Genomic DNA, 17,229 nt, shown 5'->3' with positions numbered 1-17,229 from the left:
AGCCTCAGTGTAGAAGATCTTCACGCGGCGAACCGTGGGCGCATCTCGGTGGTCTCACGGGCCAGCACGAACCCGCGTGCCTCGTAGTTCGCACGGGCGTGCGGACCGTCCAGCTCGCAGGTGTTGACGGTGACCGGCAGGCCCTCCGCCGCGGCCAGCTCCAGCTGCCGCTCGATGACCCGCGTGAGGAACGCGCCGCCGATCCCGCGGCCGCGGAACGGCTCGAGCAGCCCGAACGTCCGCAGGTCGATCCCGCCGGCGAACGGCGCGATCTCCGCGTAGCCCGCCGGCGTGCCGCGGTCGTACGCGATCCACGTCTCCACCGACTCGGCCCAGGACTGCCACTCGGCGGCGCTCTGCCCGCGCATGTTCGTCCAGTGGAAGTCCTTGCCGATCTCGTCGTAGAACAGCTTGTTCAACGGGCCGAACGGGACCTCCGCGCGCCGCACGTCGGCGGTCTTGGACGACGGCTTCAGCTCGTCGAGCTGCAGGTACCAGACGGTGGTGGGCTGCGGGTCGGTGATCTTCACCGACCCAGTGTCACACCCGGCGAGAGGGGCACATGCGGCGCAGCGCGCAGCGTTCGCAGGCGGGGCGCTGGGCGAAGCAGGTGCGGCGGCCGTGGCGGAGGAGGTTGACGTGGAGCTCGAGCTCCGCGCCGCCGGGCGTCAGGTCGAGCATCGCGTCGTGGAGGCGGTCGAAGTTCTTGGTGTCGGGGAGGATCTGGAGGCGCAGGCCGACGCGGGAGACGTGGGTGTCGACCGGGACGTCGCGCATCCCGTAGGCGAAGAGCAGGACGCAGGCGGCGGTCTTGCGGCCGACGCCCGGCAGCGCGCACAGCTCGGCCTGCGCCTCCGGCACCGTCATCCCCTCGAGGTGGTCGAGGGAGAGCGGGTCGCCGACCGCATCGAGGATCGCCTTGATGCGCACGCTCTTGACCTTCGAGATGCCGCCGGGGCGGATCGCCTCCTCGACCTCCTCCAGCGGCGCGTCGCGCACCGCCTCCCACGACCCGGCGAACCGCTCCCGCAGCCGCAGGTAGGCGACGTCCCGGTTGCGGTCGTTGGTCGACTGCGACAGGACGGTCAGGACCAGCTCGTCGAGCGGCGCGCGGTGCGGCGGCTGCACGGGCACGCCGTACACCTCCTGCAGCCGCGCGCGGATGCGGGCTACGCGAGCGCGCCCCATCGCCCCACGGAGCGCGCGGCCTCCTCGACCGCGTCCGGCACCGACGCGACGATCGCGGGCGGGTAGAAGCCGGTCTCCGCGAGCCGGGCGAGCACGACGCTCACGAGCGCGTCCTCGGCGCCGACCGCGCTCACGACCTTCTCCACCGGCCGCGCCCGGACGTCGAGCCGCAGGCCGCCGCCGCGCACGACCGCCCCGCCGCCCGCGCCGCGCACCAGCACGTGCTGGGCGCCCATCGCGACGAGCCCCTCGGCCGCGGCCACCGGGTCGTCCTCGCCCGACAGCAACCGCGCTTCGTGGCGCGTGCAGGTCAGCAGGAACGCGCCCTTGACCAGCTCGCGCGCCTCCCCGGCCGCGGCGCCCGGCGACGGCCACCGGTCCAGCTCCAGCCGCGGGTCGACGATCACCGGCTGCTCGAGCGCCAGCGCGCAGTCGCGGGCCGCGAGCGTCACCGCGCGGGCGCCCTCGGCGGCCAGCGTGTTGGCGGTGAGGAAGAACGCGTCGGCCTGCTCGACCGCCGCGACCAGCCGGTCGCCGAGCGCCTCGACGACGGCCGGGAGCGCGTCGCCGTACAGCGTCGAGGCGCCCGCGCCGTCGGGGCCGACGGTGACGAACGCGACCGGCGTCGCGACGTGGTCGTGGAGCGCGAAGGAGCCGAGCCCGACGCCCTCGGCCTCGAGCCGGTCGCGCAGCCAGCCGCCCCACGCGTCGGCGCCCGCGCCACCGGCCAGGGCGACGTCCGCGCCCTGGCGTGCGGCGCCCACGGCGACGTTGGCGACGGCGCCGCCGACGTGCGGCACGAAGCTGCGCGCGTCGGCGATCGACGCGACGTGGGCTTCGCAGATGAGATCGACGAGCGCGTCGCCGAGAAGCAGGGTCCGCATGGACCGAGCATCATGCCGCGCGGTGAGCGAGACACGCGTGGAGAGCGTCACGGTGCCCGGATGGCACGACGAGCCCTGGCCCGTCCACGTCCGGACGGCGCCGGCGACCGACGGCGGGGCGCCCGTCGTCTACGTCCACGGCGTCCCGACCAGCGGCCGGGACTGGGAGCCGTTCCTCGCGCGCAGCGGCGGCTACGCGCCCGACCTGCCCGGCTTCGGCCGCTCCTCCAAGCGCGGCGACGGCGACTACAGCCTCGACGGCTACGGCCGCTTCCTCGGGCCGTTCACGGACGCGCTGCAGCTCGACCGCATCCGCCTCGTCGTCCACGACTGGGGCGGCGCGGCGGTGCAGTGGGCGGCAGCGCACCCGGAGCGGATCGAGAAGCTGGTGATCGTCAACGCCGTCCCGCTGCTGAGCACGTACCGCTGGCACCGGGTCGCCCGGATCTGGCGCACGCGCGGTCTCGGCGAGCTGGCGATGGGGCTGAGCGGCCCGGCCGTGCTGCGGCGCGCGCTCCCAGCCGATCTGGGGAGCCAGGCGGCCGAGGTCTTCGACCAGGGGACGCAGCGCGCGATCCTCCGCCTGTACCGCTCGGCCGACCCGCCGCGGCTCGGCGCGGCAGGAGCCCGGATGGCCGCGTTGAAGGACGTTCCCACGCTCGTCCTGTGGGGCGAGCGCGACCCGTACATCCCGGCGACGTTCGCGCACGAGATCGCGGCAGCGGCAGGCGGCGCGGAGGTCGTCATGAGACCGGATTCCGGCCATTGGCCGTGGATCGACGACCCGACGGTGGTCGACCTCGTCGCCAGCTGGTTGGCGGTCGAAGGTCCGGACGTCGTTCGCTAGGGTCCAGCCCGATTCCGCCCTGGTGGCCCTGATGCCGCCTTCGCCCCGATCCGCCGAGACGAAGGGACTTAAGGACCATGTCGTTCCCCGCTGCGCGCGTAGCGTTCTGCGCTGCCGTGCTGTCCGTTGTGTGCACCGTGCCGGCCGCGCCGGCGAGTGCGGCGAGCTCGCGCCAAGACCGCGTCGAGCGCGCCATCGTGAAGAAGGTCAACGCCATCCGCGCCCAGCACGGGCTCGGCAAGCTGCGCCGCTCCCGCGGGCTGTCCCGCGCCGCCGACGTGAAGGCGCGCGAGATCGCCGCGACCAACCTGCTCAGCCACTCGTCGCCCGACGGGACGTCGATGATGGGCCGCGTCCAGCGCTACGTGAACGCGCGCGCCGTCGGCGAGACGCTCGGCACGACCCCGCGCGGCCGCGGCGAGGCGGCCATCATCGTGCGGGCGTGGATGAACTCGCCCGGCCACCGAGCAGCGCTGCTGTCACCGAAGTTCCGCCGCGTCGGCGTCGGTCGCCGCTACGGCCACGGCGGTCGCTCCGTGATCGCCGTCGACCTGGCCAGCCGCCGCTGAGGCACCGGCTCGGCCCCGTCGCGCTCGCGGCCGCGGGCGCGGCGGTCTACGTCGCGGTCGCGCCGCCGAGCGCGGACCTCGCCGCACAGGCGTTCCGGGCCGACCTGTTCGCGCGCGAGGGCTTCACCGTCCTCAGCACCGCCTGGTACGGCGGGCACCACACGCCCGCGTACAGCGTCCTGGTGCCGCCGCTCGGCGCGTGGCTGGGCGTCGAGCTGACGGGTGCGCTGGCCGTCGTCCTCGCGACGTGGCTGTTCGGCCTGCTCGCGGGCCGCACCGCCGCATACCTGCTCGTCCCGGCGCTGCTGGCGACGGTGGTGAGCGGGCGCACGACGTTCGCGCTCGGCGCGGCGGTGGGGTTCGGCGCGGTGCTCGCGGTCCAGCACCGGCGCATCGCGCTCGCGGCGCTCGGAGGCGCGCTCACGGCGCTGGCGTCGCCCGTGGCCGCACTGTTCGCGGGGATCGCGGGAGCCGCGTACGTCCTCGACCGCGGCAGCGACCGCGCGCGCCGGCAGGCGGGCTTCGCGCTCGGCGCGGGCGCCGCGGCCACGACGCTCTTCCTCGTCGTCGCGTTCCCCGAGGGTGGCACGTTCCCGTTCGTCGCCAGCTCGTTCGTGCCGGTCTTCGCCATGGCGCTCGCCGTCGCGTGGCTCGCGCCGCCCGGCCCGCTGCGGCTCGGCGCGGCGCTCTACGCGCTCATCTGCCTGGCGGTGTTCGTCGTCCCCTCGCCGATCGGGGGGAACGCGGCCCGCCTCGGCACGCTCGTCGCCGCCCCGGTGGTCGTGCTGCTCGTCTGGTCCCGCTCGCGCACGGCGGTGGCGCTGCTCGCGCTCCCGCTCGCCTACTTCGTCCTCCAGGCGCCGGCCCGCGACGTCCTGCGCGCGCACGACGACCCGTCGACCGAGGCCGCGTTCCACCAGCCGCTGATCGACTGGCTGGAGGAGCGCGGCGAGGCGCGGCGGGTGCGGATCGAGGTCCCGCTCACCCAGAACCACGGCGAGGCGAACCACCTCGCGCGCGCGGTCGCGCTCGCGCGCGGGTGGGAACGGCAGGTCGACCGCGACCGCGCCGCCCTGTTCTACGAGGACGTCCTCGACCCCGCCGCGTACCGCGACTGGCTGCGCGAGAACGCCGTGACCTACGTCGCCGTGCCGCAGGGCGTCCCGCTCGACGCGGCGGGCGAGGAGGAGGCCGAGCTGGCGGCGGCGACGATGGCCGAGGCCGGGCGGCCGGCGGGATGGCGCGTCTTCGCGGTTGCGGGTGCCCAGCGGACGGGCGCGGACCGCCTCGACCCCGACGCCTTCACCGCCTCCCGCAGCGGGATCGTGAAGGTCCGCTGGAGCCCGTACTGGGCCGTCACGAGCGGCCGCGGGTGCGTCGAGCAGGCCCCCGGCGACTGGACGCGCGTGCGCGTCGACGACGGCGCGCCGATCCGCGTGACGACCCGGTTCGCACCCGGACGCATCCGGGCGAAAGGCGCCCGCTGTCGGTGATCCGCTTGTGCGGATCCTGCGAGCGCCCAGGCGCCGAACGGTAGAATCGCCCGGCTGTGCAGCGCCTCCAGCCTCTGCTCAACGCCTTCCGCCGGTACCTCCCGCACGGTCCGATCGACCTCGCCCGGCAGATCGGGCTCTTCTACCTGACGTACTACGCGTACAGCCTCGCGCGCGGCGTCGCGGACAACCCCGGCGCGGCCGAGGCGGCGTTCGACAACGCGCGCGGCGTCATCTCGCTGGAGCAGACGCTGGGCATCTTCGTCGAGCCGAGCGTCCAGGCCTGGGCGGCCAGCTCCGGCTTCCTCATCGACGTCTCGTCGTGGCTCTACGTCAACGCGCAGACGTCGATCACGCTCGGCGCGCTCGTCTTCATCTACCTGTTCCGCAACAGCAGCTTCTACTTCGTGCGGAACATGTTCATGGTCGCGATGGGCATCGCGATCTGCGGCTACATCCTCTTCCCGACGGCGCCGCCGCGCTTCTTCCCCGAGTGGGGCTTCGAGGACTCGGTCTCCTCGATGTTCGGCGTCGAGTCCGGCGACACGCGCGTGGACACGCTCTTCAACCCGTACGCGGCGATCCCCTCGATGCACGTCGGGTTCTCGCTGATGATCGGCTGGTCGCTCGCACGCCTGGTCAAGCACCCCGTCGCGAAGCTCGTCTGGCGCCTGTACCCGCTGCTCGTCGTCTTCGTGATCGTCGCGACCGCCAACCACTTCCTGATGGACGCCATCCTCGGCGCCTGCGTCGCCGGCCTCGCGGCGCTCGCGGCGCGCGAGCTCGGTCGCGTCCGTCCGGCCGCGTGGCAGTTCGGTCCCCGGCCCGCCCTCTCATGAGCACACCTGCCACCCGACGGGAGCTGGCTCGCAACCGGCTCATCGAGTCACGCCTGACCCCGAACGCGATCTCGCTGACCGGGCTGGCGCTCAACGTCGTCGCCGCGGTCCTCGTCTTCGCCGACTACTACTTCCTGGGCGGCATCGCCTTCATCGTCGGCTCGATCATGGACACCCTCGACGGGCGCTACTCGCGCATGTCGGGCAAGGGCACGCCGTTCGGCGCGTTCCTCGACTCCACGCTGGACCGCGCGTCCGAGGGCATCGTGCTCACGGCCGTCGCCTACCAGTTCTCGGTCGAGGGCAAGGACATCGGCGTGGCGGTCACGCTCGCCGCCGTGCTCAGCTCCGTGATGGTGTCCTACACCCGCGCACGCGCGGAGGCGCTGGGCATCAAGGGCGACGTCGGGATCGCGCCGCGGGCCATCCGCGTCGTGATCCTCTCGATCGGCCTGCTCTTCGCCAAGGGCGCGGGGCTCGGCGACTTCGAGCTGCTCGAGCCCGCCGTCTACGTCCTCGCCGCGCTGAGCATCGTCACGGTCTTCCAGCGGATCTTCTTCGTCCGCTCCCAGCTCCGCGACGCGTAACCAACGCCCCGGCGCGGGGTCTCTCACTACGTCACTTCAGGAGGAACTACCACCTTGAGCACCACCAACGGCGCGAAGAACGGCGCCGCCAACGGCAACGGCAACGGCGCCGGCCGGCAGCAGGACAAGGTCCGCGTCGCCATCATCGGCGTGGGCAACTGCGCCAACGCGTTCGTCCAGGGCGTGCACTTCTACAAGAACGCGTCGACGACCGAGGACGTCCCGGGCCTCATGCACGTGGACCTCGGCGGCTACCACGTGAGCGACATCGAGTTCACGGCCGCGTTCGACATCGACGCGGACAAGGTCGGCAAGGACCTCGGCGAGGCGATCTGGTCCGGTCAGAACGACACGATCAAGTTCGCCGAGGTGCCGCAGAAGCTCGGCGCGAAGGTCTACCGGGGCATGACGCACGACGGCCTCGGCAAGTACCTCAAGGAGAAGATCACCAAGGCTCCGGGGCAGACCGACGACATCGTCGGCATCCTCAAGGAGACCAAGACGGACGTGGTCGTCTCCTACCTCCCGGTCGGCTCCGAGCAGGCGACCAAGTGGTACGTCGAGCAGATCCTCGAGGCCGGCGTCGGCTTCGTGAACTGCATCCCGTCGTTCATCGCCTCCGAGGACTACTGGAACGACCGCTTCAAGAAGGCCGGTCTTCCGATCGTCGGCGACGACATCAAGTCGCAGGTCGGCGCGACCATCGTGCACCGCACGCTCGCCCGCCTCTTCCACGAGCGCGGCGTGAAGATGCTCCGCACGTCGCAGCTGAACGTCGGCGGCAACATGGACTTCTACAACATGCTCGAGCGCGAGCGCCTGGAGTCCAAGAAGATCTCCAAGACGCAGGCCGTGACCTCGATCATGGGCCACGAGCTGCCGCCGAACGACGTCTACATCGGCCCGTCGGACTACGTGCCGTGGCTGACCGACCGCAAGTGGGCGCACATCCGCGTCGAGGGCCAGGCCTTCGGCGACGTGCCGCTCAACGTCGAGCTCAAGCTCGAGGTCTGGGACTCGCCGAACTCGGCCGGCATCGTCATCGACGCGGTCCGCTGCTGCAAGCTGGCGCTGAACAACGGCGTCGCCGGCCAGCTGGACGGCCCGTCGTCGTACCTGATGAAGTCGCCGTACACGCAGCGCCCGGATCACCTGGCGCGTGAGGCGACCGAGCAGTTCATCGCCGGCAACTCGCGCGACAAGGCCGCCGCCGACCGCGCGAAGAAGGCCGCCAGCGAGGCCAGCGCCTCCGGCTCGGCCGTCGCGCACTAGCACCGGCCGCACCGCATCGCCGTTTCCGGAGGGCCCGCCACGTGCGGGCCCTTCGTGCTTCTAGTCTCCAGGTCATGACCGAGCCGCTTCGCATCGCGCAGGTCACGCCGTACGCGTGGGAGGCCAGCGGGGAGGTGAACCGCCTCGTGCAGCGGCTCGGGAGCCGCCTTCGCGACCGCGGGCACCACGTCGTCACCGTCGCGCCGTCGCGCGACCAGGAGCGTGTCCGCACCTCGCGCGCGCACATCCGCGCCGGCCGCGACCCGTTCGACACCGACGTCCTCGCCGTGGGCGAGGTGCTGCCGGAGCTGCCCGGGGCCACGCGCCGCCGCGCACCGGGGCTGCCGGTCGACGTCGCGCGGACGGTCGAGGAGCTGCTCACCGGCGGCACGTTCGACCTCGTCCACGTCCACGAGCCGTTCGCGCCCTCGGTCGCGTCCGCCGCGCTGCGTCACTCGCGCGCGCTCAACGTCGGGACGTTCCACGCGCCGGCCGAGCGGCTGGTCTCCACGCAGCTCGCGCGCCGCGTCGTCGAGCTCGTCCTCGGCCGCCTCGACGCGCGCGTCGCCTCGTACCAGGCGACCGCCGACCTCGTCGGGCGCCACTTCCGCGCCCAGTACGACGTCGTGCTGCCCGGCGCCGACCCGCTGGAGGGCTTCCGCCCGCAGGCGGGCGCCGACGGCGCGCCGGTGCAGATCGTCTTCGTCGACGAGGAGGAGCGCGGCGCGCTGCGGCTCTTCCTCCGCGCGCTGCGCCGCCTCCCGCTCGAACCGGCCTGGGAGGCGACCGTCGTCTCCGACCGCGGCCCCTCCTCCTCCACGCCGCTGCGTGCCGCGCTGCGCGAGCGCGTCCGGTTCGTCGCGCCGTCCGCCGACCACGACCCGGTCGCGACCGCCGACGTCGTCGTGACCGCGTCCGAGGGCTCGGTCACCGCGCCCGGCGTCGTCCTGCGCGCGCTGGCCGCGGGCGCGGTGCCGGTGAGCAGCTCGCTCGCGATCTACGAGGAGCTGCTGGCCGAGGGCGAGCGCGGGCTGCTGTTCGCCGCCAAGGAGCCCGAGACGCTCACCGCGCGCCTGCACCAGATCGTCGCCGACGCCGACCTGCGCGCCCGCCTGGCCGGCGCGGCCGCGCCGCTGCGCGCCGAGCTGTCGTGGGAGCGCGTCGCCGACGACTACGAGCGCATCTACGCCTCGCTCGTCGCCAAGCGGCATCCGACCGAGGGCAACCCCGAGATCGCCGCGCGGCTGCGCAAGCGCAAGCGCATCGACGTCGACCTGCACATGCACACGGACCACTCGTCGGACTGCGCGACGCCGGTCGAGGTGCTGCTGGACACCGCCCGCGCGCAGGGGCTGGGCGCCATCGCGGTGACCGACCACAACGAGGTGTCGGGCGCCTACGAGGCGCTGGAGAAGGCCGAGGCCTACGGCATCAAGATCATCATCGGCGAGGAGGTCAAGACCGCCTCCCAGGGCGAGGTGATCGGCCTCTTCATCCAGGAGAAGATCCCGCGCGGGCTCACGCTTCAGGAGACCGTCGCCGAGATCAAGCGCCAGGGCGGTGTGGTCTACGTGCCGCACCCGTTCGACCGCATGCACGCGGTGCCCGACTACGAGCACCTGCTGGCGATCGTCGACGACGTGGACGCGATCGAGATCTACAACCCGCGCGTCGCGATCGGCTCGTTCAACGAGGAGGCCGAGCGGTTCGCCGCCAAGTACCGCATCCTCGCGGGCGCCGGCTCGGACTCCCACGTGGCGCAGGGGCTCGGCTCGGTCCGCGTCCGGATGCCCGACTTCGACGGGCCGGAGGAGTTCCTGGAAGGCCTGCGGGACGCGGAGATCCTCACCAAGCCGTCGTCGCTGCTGTACGTCCAGGCGCTCAAGTTCCTGGAGACGAAGGCCACCCCGCCGAGCGCCCGCGCGGCGGTCCGCCGGCGCCGCGTGCAACGCGCCTCGCGCAAGGGCTGATGCAGGGGCAGGGAGAGACCCGCTCCCAGCCGAAATCCACGGTGCGCATGCCCGCCACCGACGACGAGATCCGCGAGAAGTACCTGGAGCGCGCCATCCGCGAGCTCAACGCCCTCACCCGCGAGCTCCAGGGATGTGAGCTGTGCCCGCGCGGGAACCTGATGCCGGTCCTCGGCTCCGGTCACCCGCAGGCGGACGTGATGCTGCTGAAGTACGCCCCCACCACCAGCGAGGTGGAGGAGGGCGTCGCGTTCTACGGCCGCGCCGGGACGGCGCTGATGAAGTCGTTCAAGCGGCTCCAGATCGACCCGCTCGCCGTGTACGGGACGCTGTGCGTCAAGTGCCCGGTCGACGACCCGGTCCTCGCCGACCCCGCGTGCGTCGCGCGCGTGGTCGAGGAGATCGCGATCGTGCAGCCGAAGATCATCGTGACGATGGGCGACGACGCCCTCCGCACGCTCGACGAGCTGCAGGTCCCGCTCGCGCGGCCGCTCGAGGCGCGGATCGGGGAGGTCCAGCCGTTCACGCCGTCCATCGACGTGCTGCACGTGCCGACGATCGACGAGGCGCTCGACGAGGAGGACGCCAAGCGGCGGTTCTGGTCGGCCTTCCGGGTCCTCGGCTCGTGGTACGCCGACTTGCCGCCGTACTAGGCGAGCGCTAGCGATGCCTAGCATCGCCGGAAGCCGAAGGCTTGGGGCGTTGTTAGGCCTCGCGGCCGCGGTCGCGTACTTCCTCGTCGCGCCCTCGCTCCCCGACGGCGCGCCGGAGTGGCTCGCGGCGGCGGTCGGGGCGGCGTGCGCGGGCGTCTGCGCGTTCGCCCCGCTGAGCGGCCGCGACGACGCGGTCGCGCTGCTCGTCCTCGGGGGCGGCGCCGCGGTGCTGGCCGTCGCGCTCGCGATGGAGGACGTGGGCGCCGCGGCGACCCCGGTCGAGGCGGTGTTCGGCGCGTGCGCGGGGCTGCTGTTCGCGATCGCGTTCCCCCTCCCGAGCGCGGTGGTCGCGGTGCCCCTCGTGGTCGGCGGGATCGACCTCGCGACCGCGCTGGGGGCGGCGTCCGAGCCGGTCGTGCAGCCGGGCGACGAGCCGTCCGTGCTGACGCTCGCGCTGCCCGCGTGGGGCGGCGGGCTGGACGCGGCGCGGCTCGGGCTGCTCGACGCGGTGTTCGCGGGCCTGTACGGCGCGTGGGCGCTGCGCTACGACCTCGCGCCGCGGGTCACGCTCCCGCTGCTCGCCCTCGCGCTGGCGGCCGCCGCGGTGCTGATGGTGGAGCTGGAGCGGCCGTTCCCGGCGCTCCCGCTCCTCGCGCTCGCCCTCCTCCTGCCCGCCGCGCGGAAGATCCCGCATCTGCTGCGCAGCGAGGGGTAGGCTCGGCCCTATGGACCTCGAGGAGAAGACGCTCGATCCGGTGGTCCCGGAGCGCTGTGAGGTGTGCGGGGCCCAGCTGATCCCGTCCGAGCAGCAGGCCGTGCTCGAGTCCGGCTCGCCGCCGCTCTGCTCCATCCACGCGGCGGAGGTGCCGCCGCTGGAAGAGGAGCAGCAGGCCGGGGGCGCGCCGAGCCCCGAGGCGTAGGCCGCCGCTCAGCGCCGGACCGACGTTCGCGTCGCCGCGTCGAGCGCGTCGACGGCCGCGACCGCGACCGGGTCGTCGACCCCGGCGATGAGCGCGAAGATCCGCAGCGGCTCCAGCTCGAGCAGCACGTCCGCGAGGCGGACGCGCACCTTCGAGCCGTCGGCGTGGAAGAACTCCTTCTCGTACACGTCGGCGCGGCCGGTGGCGCGCAGCTGACCGATCGCCCGCGCGTCGTCGGCCATGAAGCCCGGCACGGTCACGCGCAGCCACGAGATCCCGCCGGCCTCCAGCTCGGCGCGGGTGAAGCCGAGCAGGTCGAGCAGGTGGTCGTTGGCGTCGAACACCCGGCTCGCGTCGCACGTGAGCGTCCCGACCTGCCCGGCGGCGACCGTGTCCCGGACGACGTCCGGCACGTCGACGCGGTCGCCGAGCAGGTCGAGGAGCCTCATCCGATCACGCGGTGCTCGACCTCGTCGCCCCGGGCGATGAGGACGTCGCTGACGAGGGCGGGGGCGAACAGGCCGTGGTCCACCACGCCGGGAGTACCCGACAGCCGTGCGGCGAGCACGCCGGGGTCGTCGATCTCACCGTGGTAGTCGGCGATCACGCCGTTGTCCGGGCTGGCGGCGGCGCCGTCACGCAGGCGGACCGGCGTGAGCGCCTGGAGCGTCGCGGGCAGGCCGAACCGGAGCAGCTCGAGCGGCACCGGCGCGGTGAGCCGCTCCACCGCCTTGGTCGAGTCGGCGATGACGATGAACCGGTCCGCGGCCGCGGCGACGATCTTCTCGCGCGTGTGCGCGCCGCCGCCGCCCTTGATGAGCCACCCGTCGGGGTCGACCTGGTCGGTCCCGTCGACGGCGAGGTCGAGGCGGCTGAGCTGCTCGAACGGCTCGACCGGGATGCCGAGCTCCGCGCCCTGCTGCTCGGTCGCGACCGAGGTGGCGACGCAGCGCAGGTCGTTGAGATGGCGGGCGGCGAGCGCGCGCAGGAAGTGGGCGACGGTGGAGCCGGTCCCGAGCCCGACGGTCATGCCGTCCTGGACGAGCTCGGCGGCAGCGACGGAGGCGCGGAGCTTCTCCGCTTCGAGGTCGGCTGACACGGGCCGGGAGGCTACTCGCGGGGCTCGCGCCGCAGCCAGTCCGCGAGCTGGTCGCCGGCGGAGGAGAGCGCGTCGCTGGCGTCGTTGACGGTCTTGCGGAACCGCTCGGCGTAGAACTGCGTCGCGTCGTCGACGTGCTTGCGGGTGTCGACCGGATCGCCGCGGCGCGGGTACTCGCCGTCGATGATGCGGTTGAAGTCGCCGGAGCGCACCCAGTCCATGACCTCGCGCGCGCGGCGGACCGGCATGCCGTGCGTGAGGCCGAGGTCGAGCCACAGGCGGGTCAGCTTCTCCATCCCGCTGCCACCCTCGTCGTAGTCGGTGGCCTGGCTGAGCCACGCGTCGAGGTCGAGCTTGTCGGTCGCCGCACCCCCGGCCAAGCGCATGAGCGTGCGGCAGACCGGCAGCGGGTCACGGACGACGAGCGCCGCGGCGCGATCGCACGTCAGCTCCCCCGCGCGCGCCCATTCGAGCAGCGCGAAGCGGATCGCCATCAGCGGCAGCCCGGCGAGCAGCGGCAGGCGGCCGCCGACGCCCATGCCGAGCCGCAGGAGGATCAGCAGCGCGGTCCGGTACAGGACGTGATCCGAGAGGATGTGCCCGCACTCGTGGGCGAGGACGACCTTCAGCGTCTCGTCGTCGCCGATGTTCACCAGGCCCGAGTTGAGGACGATGATCGGGCGGCCGGCGCCGATCGCCATCGCGTTGGTGACCGGCTCGTTGGTGATGTAGAGCGCGTACTCGTCCGGCATGTCGAGCGTGACGAGGACCTGCTCGTAGAGCCGGTAGAGGTCCGGGAGCTGGTTCGGCCCGATGCGGACCGACGAGCCGAGATACGCCTGGCGCAGGGCGCGCTCGTAGCCCAGCTCGATGAGCTTGCGGACGACCTGGTCGAGCATCGGCACCGACGCGAGCGCCGCTGTGGCGGCGCGGTCGGCGGGGTGCTCGTAGGCCTTCGGGGAGATCTGGGTGAGCTGGTAGCCCTCGACCGGCAGTGACATGTCCGATGCAGCATGATGGGCCGTCATGCGAGCCGCAACCATCGTGGACGGAATGCTCCAGATAAAGGAGCATCCTGATCCGAAGCCGGGCGTGGGCGAGGTGCTCGTGCGCGTGCGGGGCGCCGGGCTCAACGGCGCCGACATGCTGCAGCTGGCGGGCGGGTACCCGGCGCCGCCGGGGTCGCCGCCGGACATCCCCGGCTTGGAGCTGGCGGGCGAGGTCGTCGGGCTGGGGCCGGGGTCTGCGCGCTTCGCCGAGGGCGACCGGGTGATGGCGATCGTCGGCGGCGGCGCCCAGGCCGAGCTGTGCGTGGTGCACGAGCGGCAGCTCATGCCGGTGCCGGACGCGCTGGACTGGGCCGAGGCGGGCGGCGTGCCGGAGGCGTTCACGACGGCGCACGACGCGCTCTTCACCCAGGGCGGCCTGCGGCCCGGCGAGCGCCTGCTCGTGCACGGGGCCGCCGGCGGCGTCGGGTCCGCGGGCGTCCAGCTCGGGGCGATGGCGGGCGCGCGGGTGACGGCCACCGTGCGCAATGACGCCGTCCGTGAGCGGGTCGAGGAGCTGGGCGCGGACCGCGCGATCGACCCGGAGGGCTTCGAGGAGCACGGCCCGTTCGACGTCGTGCTGGAGCTGGTCGGCGCGCCGAACATCGGGGCCGACCTCAAGGCGCTGGAGGTCGGCGGCCGGATCGTCGTCATCGGCGTCGGCGGCGGCTTCAAGGCCGAGGTCAACCTGCTCGCCCTGATGGGCAAGCGGGGGACGATCCGCGCGTCGACGCTGCGTGCGCGGCCGCTGGAGGAGAAGGCGCTGACGGCGCGGCGGCTGGAGGCCGAGGTGCTCCCGCACTTCGAGGACGGGCTGCTGACCGTGCCGGTGCTGGAGACGTTCCCGCTCGACGAGGCCGCCGCGGCCTACGAGCGCTTCAAGGCCGGCGGGAAGCTCGGGAAGATCGTCCTCACGCCGTAGGCTCGCGCGGCGGCGTGCCCGGGTGCGGTCCGTCGCCGAGCTGGCGCTGGAACCACGTGACGTCGTGCCAGGCGCCGCCCTTGAAGCCGATGTCGCGGTAGGTGCCGACCGGGGTGAACCCGAGCGCGCGGTGCAGGCCCTCGCTCGCCGGGTTCGGCTCGGTCATGCCGGCGATAGCGGTGAGGAAGCCGCGCGCTTCGAGGCGCGCGAAGAGGGCCTCGTACAGCGCGCGGCCGGCGCCCGTGCGGCGGCGGCCGGGCTCGAGGTAGACGCTCACCTCCGACGCCCAGCGGTACGCGGCGCGGGGGTGGAACGTCCCGGCGTACGCGTAGCCGAAGACGCGCCCGTCGTTGTCGGTCGCGACCAGCCACTCGTGCGCGCTGGTCATGCGCTGCGCCATCTCGCCGGCCGTCGGGGGCTCGAGCTCGAACGAGATCGCGGTGTCCGTGACGTACGGCGCGTAGACCGCGGCGCACGCGGGGGCGTCGGCGGGGGTGGCGTCGCGGATCTGCATGCGGTCGGATAGTAGCCACCTCGTCCACTATGGTGGTCGCGTGGATCTGACCACCGCCCTCGCCGAGACCGTCCGCGCCGCGCGCACCGAGCGCGGCCTCTCCACCGCCGAGCTGGCGTCGCTGTCGGGGGTGTCCCGGGCGATGATCTCGAAGGTCGAACGCGGCGAGGCGCAGCCGACGGCGGCGCTGCTCGGCAAGCTGTCGGCGGCGCTCGGCCTGACGCTGAGCGACCTCATCGCCCGCGCCGAGGGCGACGGAGGGCGGCTCGTGCGCCGGGACGAACAGCCGGCGTGGACCGATCCGGACACCGGCTATGTGCGCCGCGCGGTCTCCCCACCCGCGGGCCGGCCCCTGGAGCTGATCGAGGTCACCCTGCCCGCCGGCGCGGAGGTCCCGATGCCGGCCGAGTCCTACGCGTTCATCCACCAGCAGCTCTGGGTCCTCGACGGCACGCTGAGGTTCGTCGAGGGCTCCTCCGTGCACGAGCTCGGTGTGGGCGACTGCCTCCAGGTCGGGCCCGACCCACAGCCCTGCACCTTCGTCAACCCGACGGACGCGCCGGTCCGCTACCTCGTCGCGCTGACGCGCCGCTTCCACTAGCGCGGGGCGGGTGGCACGCGGAAGCGCCCGACCAGAGGATCGCCCGGCATCGGCGACATCATCCCGATGCTCTCGCCCGGCCGGCTCGACGCGAGGACGATCCGGCCCGCCTTCGCGCCGCGGCACACGCCGTTGACGCCCACGCGGATCGTCACCTGCTGGCCGGCGCGCACGTCCTCGACGACCGGGCTGAGGACTGCGCTCCCGCGGCACCGGGCCCCGCCTTCCGTCTCGCGCGTCTCCGCCAGGTACATGCGGCGGCGCGACGACGGGACGCGGGCGGTGAAGGTGAGCGTGATGAACTCGCCGCCGCGCCGGACGAGGATCGGCGACGCGACATCGGCGGTGGTGACCTTGCCGAGCGGCCGGTCGACGCGGCCGACCATGGGGCAGAGCTTCGCACCGCCGATCGACCGTGGGGAGCGGATGCGACAGGTCGGCGCGCCGTCGTACTCGACGCTCGTCAGACCGCTGCCCGGCGAGGACGTCGGGACCCAGCCGCCGCTGGCGGGGCGCCTCGCGTCGGGACGCACCACGACGAGGTACGCGCCCTCGCGGCCGGCCGTCGGCGTGACCGCGATCTCGTCGCGATCGTCGCGGTACGTGACCGCGCGCGCCTTCGGGCCGAGCAGGCCGAAGTACAGCACGCGCATCCGCGCGCGACCGCAGGTCGCGGCGCCGGGCGGCGCGCTCGTGGAGCCGCGCCACCAGCAGCCGCCCTGGTAGCCGCTCGCAGGGACGCCGCGCGCGCTGATCGCGATGAACGTCTGGCCCGCGTCGTCGGGGCGCTCGCAGTGCGCCTGCGCGAGCTGGCCGGTCGGGAGCGGGTGGAACCGGCGGTCGTCGCCGAACGCCCCGTCCGTGCCGAGCACCCCGAGCTGCCCGTCGACCACGCGCCCGACCTGCACGCACCCGAACCCACGTGTCGTGGTGACCGTGCGCAGGCCCCACGGGGGGCCGCCGTCGGGGTCGACGACGCGGATCTCGGTCAGGCGCGCCGTGCGCTCGATCGGGACGCCGTACCCGGCCTGCGGGTTCATCGTCGTCCACAGCGGCGGGCGGACCGGGTCGCCCTGCTCCAGCAGTCCGGACGCGGCGATCGCCACGCCGCTCACGACGGTCGCGACCAGCAGCGAGAGCAGCGCGGTGCGGCGGCGCGGGCGGTGACGGCGGGCGGCGTGCCAGCGGCTGCCCCGCTCGTCCGCGAGCGCGATGCGCTCCAGCTCGTCGCCGAGCGCGTCGAGGACCTTCAGCGGCTCTGCCATGCCGGCTCCCCCTCGCGCGTCAGCGCCTCCTGCAGCGCGCGCAGTCCACGCGACACCCGCGCGCGGGCGGTCTGCTCGCTGATCTCGAGCCGCTGCGCGATCTCCTCGTACGAGCGCTCCTCGACGACCCGGAGCCGGAGCGCTTCGCGCTGCTCGGCGCTCAGCCGCGCCAGCTCGGGGACGAGCGCCGCCCGCAGCGCGGGCACGCCGGCCCGCCGCTCGACCTCCTCGATCTCGCCCGGGTCGATCTGCGGAACGTGGATGCCGACGCGTTCGACCAGCGCCCGGTCGCGGTGCCCGCGCTCGAGGTACCGCGCGATCTGCCGCCGCGCGATGGTGAAGAGCCACGCCTGCACCTCCGGCCGCGTGGTGCCCTTGAACCGCCGGCGCCCGCGGTACGCCTGCGCGAACGTCTCCGCCGTCAGGTCGACCGCGGCCTCCGCGTCGAGCACCCGGCGCGCGCAGAAGAGCAGCACCCGCTCGGACTCCGCGCGGTACAGCGCCACGAACCCCGCCGCGGTGTCGATCGGCTCCAGCGCGTCCACTGGTGAGAAGTGCGC

Annotated in this window: 21 protein-coding genes; 12 read left to right on the top strand and 9 right to left on the bottom strand. The window is 73.6% G+C overall.

Annotated features, from left to right (window positions below):
- Window positions 1–20: 20 nt before the first annotated feature.
- The 3 genes from AC1UE5_RS12075 to AC1UE5_RS12065 are packed head-to-tail and all read right to left on the bottom strand — an operon-like array spanning window position 21 to window position 2,072.
- Window positions 21–530, bottom strand: coding sequence for a GNAT family N-acetyltransferase (locus AC1UE5_RS12075; protein WP_482923562.1), 510 nt, complete (start codon window positions 528–530; stop codon window positions 21–23).
- A gap of 10 nt (window positions 531–540) precedes the next feature.
- Window positions 541–1,188 (bottom strand): endonuclease III domain-containing protein, encoded by a 648-nt coding sequence (locus tag AC1UE5_RS12070; protein ID WP_482923560.1) that lies wholly within the window; start codon window positions 1,186–1,188, stop codon window positions 541–543.
- The gene (locus AC1UE5_RS12065; protein WP_482923558.1) at window positions 1,170–2,072 is read right to left on the bottom strand and encodes a PfkB family carbohydrate kinase; all 903 of its coding nucleotides are present in this window, start codon (window positions 2,070–2,072) and stop codon (window positions 1,170–1,172) included. Before AC1UE5_RS12065 ends, AC1UE5_RS12070 begins: the two co-directional genes overlap by 19 nt.
- Window positions 2,073–2,094: 22 nt before the next feature.
- On the opposite strand from AC1UE5_RS12065, the gene AC1UE5_RS12060 reads away from it, so the two are divergent.
- From AC1UE5_RS12060 to AC1UE5_RS12015, 10 genes are all read left to right on the top strand, one after another.
- Window positions 2,095–2,919: an alpha/beta fold hydrolase gene (locus AC1UE5_RS12060; RefSeq protein WP_482923556.1), complete on the top strand. Its 825-nt coding sequence runs from the start codon at window positions 2,095–2,097 to the stop codon at window positions 2,917–2,919.
- A 116-nt stretch (window positions 2,920–3,035) separates the two neighbouring features.
- Window positions 3,036–3,488 carry a CAP domain-containing protein gene (locus tag AC1UE5_RS12055; protein ID WP_482923554.1) on the top strand — a complete coding sequence of 151 codons (453 nt, stop codon included), beginning with the start codon at window positions 3,036–3,038 and terminating at the stop codon, window positions 3,486–3,488.
- Between the two features lie 182 nt (window positions 3,489–3,670).
- On the top strand, window positions 3,671–4,981 hold the full coding sequence (locus AC1UE5_RS12050) for a hypothetical protein (protein ID WP_482923552.1): 1,311 nt from the start codon (window positions 3,671–3,673) through the stop codon (window positions 4,979–4,981).
- 56 nt (window positions 4,982–5,037) lie between these two features.
- On the top strand, window positions 5,038–5,820 hold the full coding sequence (locus AC1UE5_RS12045) for a phosphatase PAP2 family protein (RefSeq protein ID WP_482923550.1): 783 nt from the start codon (window positions 5,038–5,040) through the stop codon (window positions 5,818–5,820).
- Window positions 5,817–6,407: a CDP-alcohol phosphatidyltransferase family protein gene (locus tag AC1UE5_RS12040; protein WP_482923548.1), complete on the top strand. Its 591-nt coding sequence runs from the start codon at window positions 5,817–5,819 to the stop codon at window positions 6,405–6,407. Before AC1UE5_RS12045 ends, AC1UE5_RS12040 begins: the two co-directional genes overlap by 4 nt.
- 141 nt (window positions 6,408–6,548) lie before the next feature.
- The gene (locus AC1UE5_RS12035) at window positions 6,549–7,679 is read left to right on the top strand and encodes an inositol-3-phosphate synthase (protein ID WP_482924235.1); all 1,131 of its coding nucleotides are present in this window, start codon (window positions 6,549–6,551) and stop codon (window positions 7,677–7,679) included.
- Window positions 7,680–7,753: 74 nt separating this feature from the next.
- Window positions 7,754–9,649, top strand: a complete 1,896-nt coding sequence (locus tag AC1UE5_RS12030; RefSeq protein ID WP_482923546.1) for a PHP domain-containing protein — start codon at window positions 7,754–7,756, stop codon at window positions 9,647–9,649.
- Between the two features lie 47 nt (window positions 9,650–9,696).
- Window positions 9,697–10,302, top strand: coding sequence for a uracil-DNA glycosylase family protein (locus AC1UE5_RS12025; RefSeq protein WP_482923544.1), 606 nt, complete (start codon window positions 9,697–9,699; stop codon window positions 10,300–10,302).
- A 49-nt stretch (window positions 10,303–10,351) separates the two neighbouring features.
- Window positions 10,352–11,017: a hypothetical protein gene (locus tag AC1UE5_RS12020; protein WP_482923542.1), complete on the top strand. Its 666-nt coding sequence runs from the start codon at window positions 10,352–10,354 to the stop codon at window positions 11,015–11,017.
- 10 nt (window positions 11,018–11,027) lie between these two features.
- The gene (locus AC1UE5_RS12015) at window positions 11,028–11,222 is read left to right on the top strand and encodes a hypothetical protein (protein WP_482923540.1); all 195 of its coding nucleotides are present in this window, start codon (window positions 11,028–11,030) and stop codon (window positions 11,220–11,222) included.
- An 8-nt stretch (window positions 11,223–11,230) separates the two neighbouring features.
- On the opposite strand, the gene AC1UE5_RS12010 is transcribed toward AC1UE5_RS12015, so the two are convergent.
- Genes AC1UE5_RS12010 through AC1UE5_RS12000 form a run of 3 tightly spaced genes read right to left on the bottom strand, consistent with a single transcriptional unit; the run spans window position 11,231 to window position 13,322 of the window.
- Window positions 11,231–11,671, bottom strand: a complete 441-nt coding sequence (locus AC1UE5_RS12010; RefSeq protein ID WP_482923537.1) for a PAS domain-containing protein — start codon at window positions 11,669–11,671, stop codon at window positions 11,231–11,233.
- Window positions 11,668–12,321 carry a ribose-5-phosphate isomerase RpiA gene (gene rpiA, locus AC1UE5_RS12005; RefSeq protein ID WP_482923535.1) on the bottom strand — a complete coding sequence of 218 codons (654 nt, stop codon included), beginning with the start codon at window positions 12,319–12,321 and terminating at the stop codon, window positions 11,668–11,670. The genes AC1UE5_RS12010 and rpiA overlap by 4 nt, the downstream gene beginning before the upstream one ends.
- An 11-nt stretch (window positions 12,322–12,332) precedes the next feature.
- Window positions 12,333–13,322, bottom strand: coding sequence for a M48 family metallopeptidase (locus tag AC1UE5_RS12000; protein ID WP_482923532.1), 990 nt, complete (start codon window positions 13,320–13,322; stop codon window positions 12,333–12,335).
- A 52-nt stretch (window positions 13,323–13,374) separates the two neighbouring features.
- Between AC1UE5_RS12000 and AC1UE5_RS11995 the strand changes: the two genes are divergently transcribed.
- On the top strand, window positions 13,375–14,289 hold the full coding sequence (locus AC1UE5_RS11995) for an NAD(P)H-quinone oxidoreductase (protein WP_482923530.1): 915 nt from the start codon (window positions 13,375–13,377) through the stop codon (window positions 14,287–14,289).
- Here the strand turns inward: AC1UE5_RS11995 and AC1UE5_RS11990 are convergent.
- The gene (locus tag AC1UE5_RS11990) at window positions 14,279–14,803 is read right to left on the bottom strand and encodes a GNAT family N-acetyltransferase (protein ID WP_482923528.1); all 525 of its coding nucleotides are present in this window, start codon (window positions 14,801–14,803) and stop codon (window positions 14,279–14,281) included. The two genes, AC1UE5_RS11995 and AC1UE5_RS11990, sit on opposite strands and share 11 nt — an antisense overlap.
- Window positions 14,804–14,843: 40 nt before the next feature.
- Between AC1UE5_RS11990 and AC1UE5_RS11985 the strand changes: the two genes are divergently transcribed.
- Complete coding sequence (locus AC1UE5_RS11985; RefSeq protein WP_482923526.1) at window positions 14,844–15,404, top strand: helix-turn-helix domain-containing protein; 561 nt, start codon at window positions 14,844–14,846, stop codon at window positions 15,402–15,404.
- On the opposite strand, the gene AC1UE5_RS11980 is transcribed toward AC1UE5_RS11985, so the two are convergent.
- Window positions 15,401–16,669 (bottom strand): hypothetical protein, encoded by a 1,269-nt coding sequence (locus tag AC1UE5_RS11980; RefSeq protein ID WP_482923523.1) that lies wholly within the window; start codon window positions 16,667–16,669, stop codon window positions 15,401–15,403. The genes AC1UE5_RS11985 and AC1UE5_RS11980 overlap by 4 nt on opposite strands.
- On the bottom strand, window positions 16,654–17,214 hold the full coding sequence (locus AC1UE5_RS11975) for an RNA polymerase sigma factor (RefSeq protein WP_482923521.1): 561 nt from the start codon (window positions 17,212–17,214) through the stop codon (window positions 16,654–16,656). Before AC1UE5_RS11975 ends, AC1UE5_RS11980 begins: the two co-directional genes overlap by 16 nt.
- Window positions 17,215–17,229 lie beyond the last annotated feature (15 nt).

The sequence above is a fragment of the Parviterribacter multiflagellatus genome, assembly GCF_056863265.1.
The sequence above is the reverse complement of the archived record's forward strand: the minus strand, read 5'-3'. Positions and strand labels throughout refer to the sequence as shown.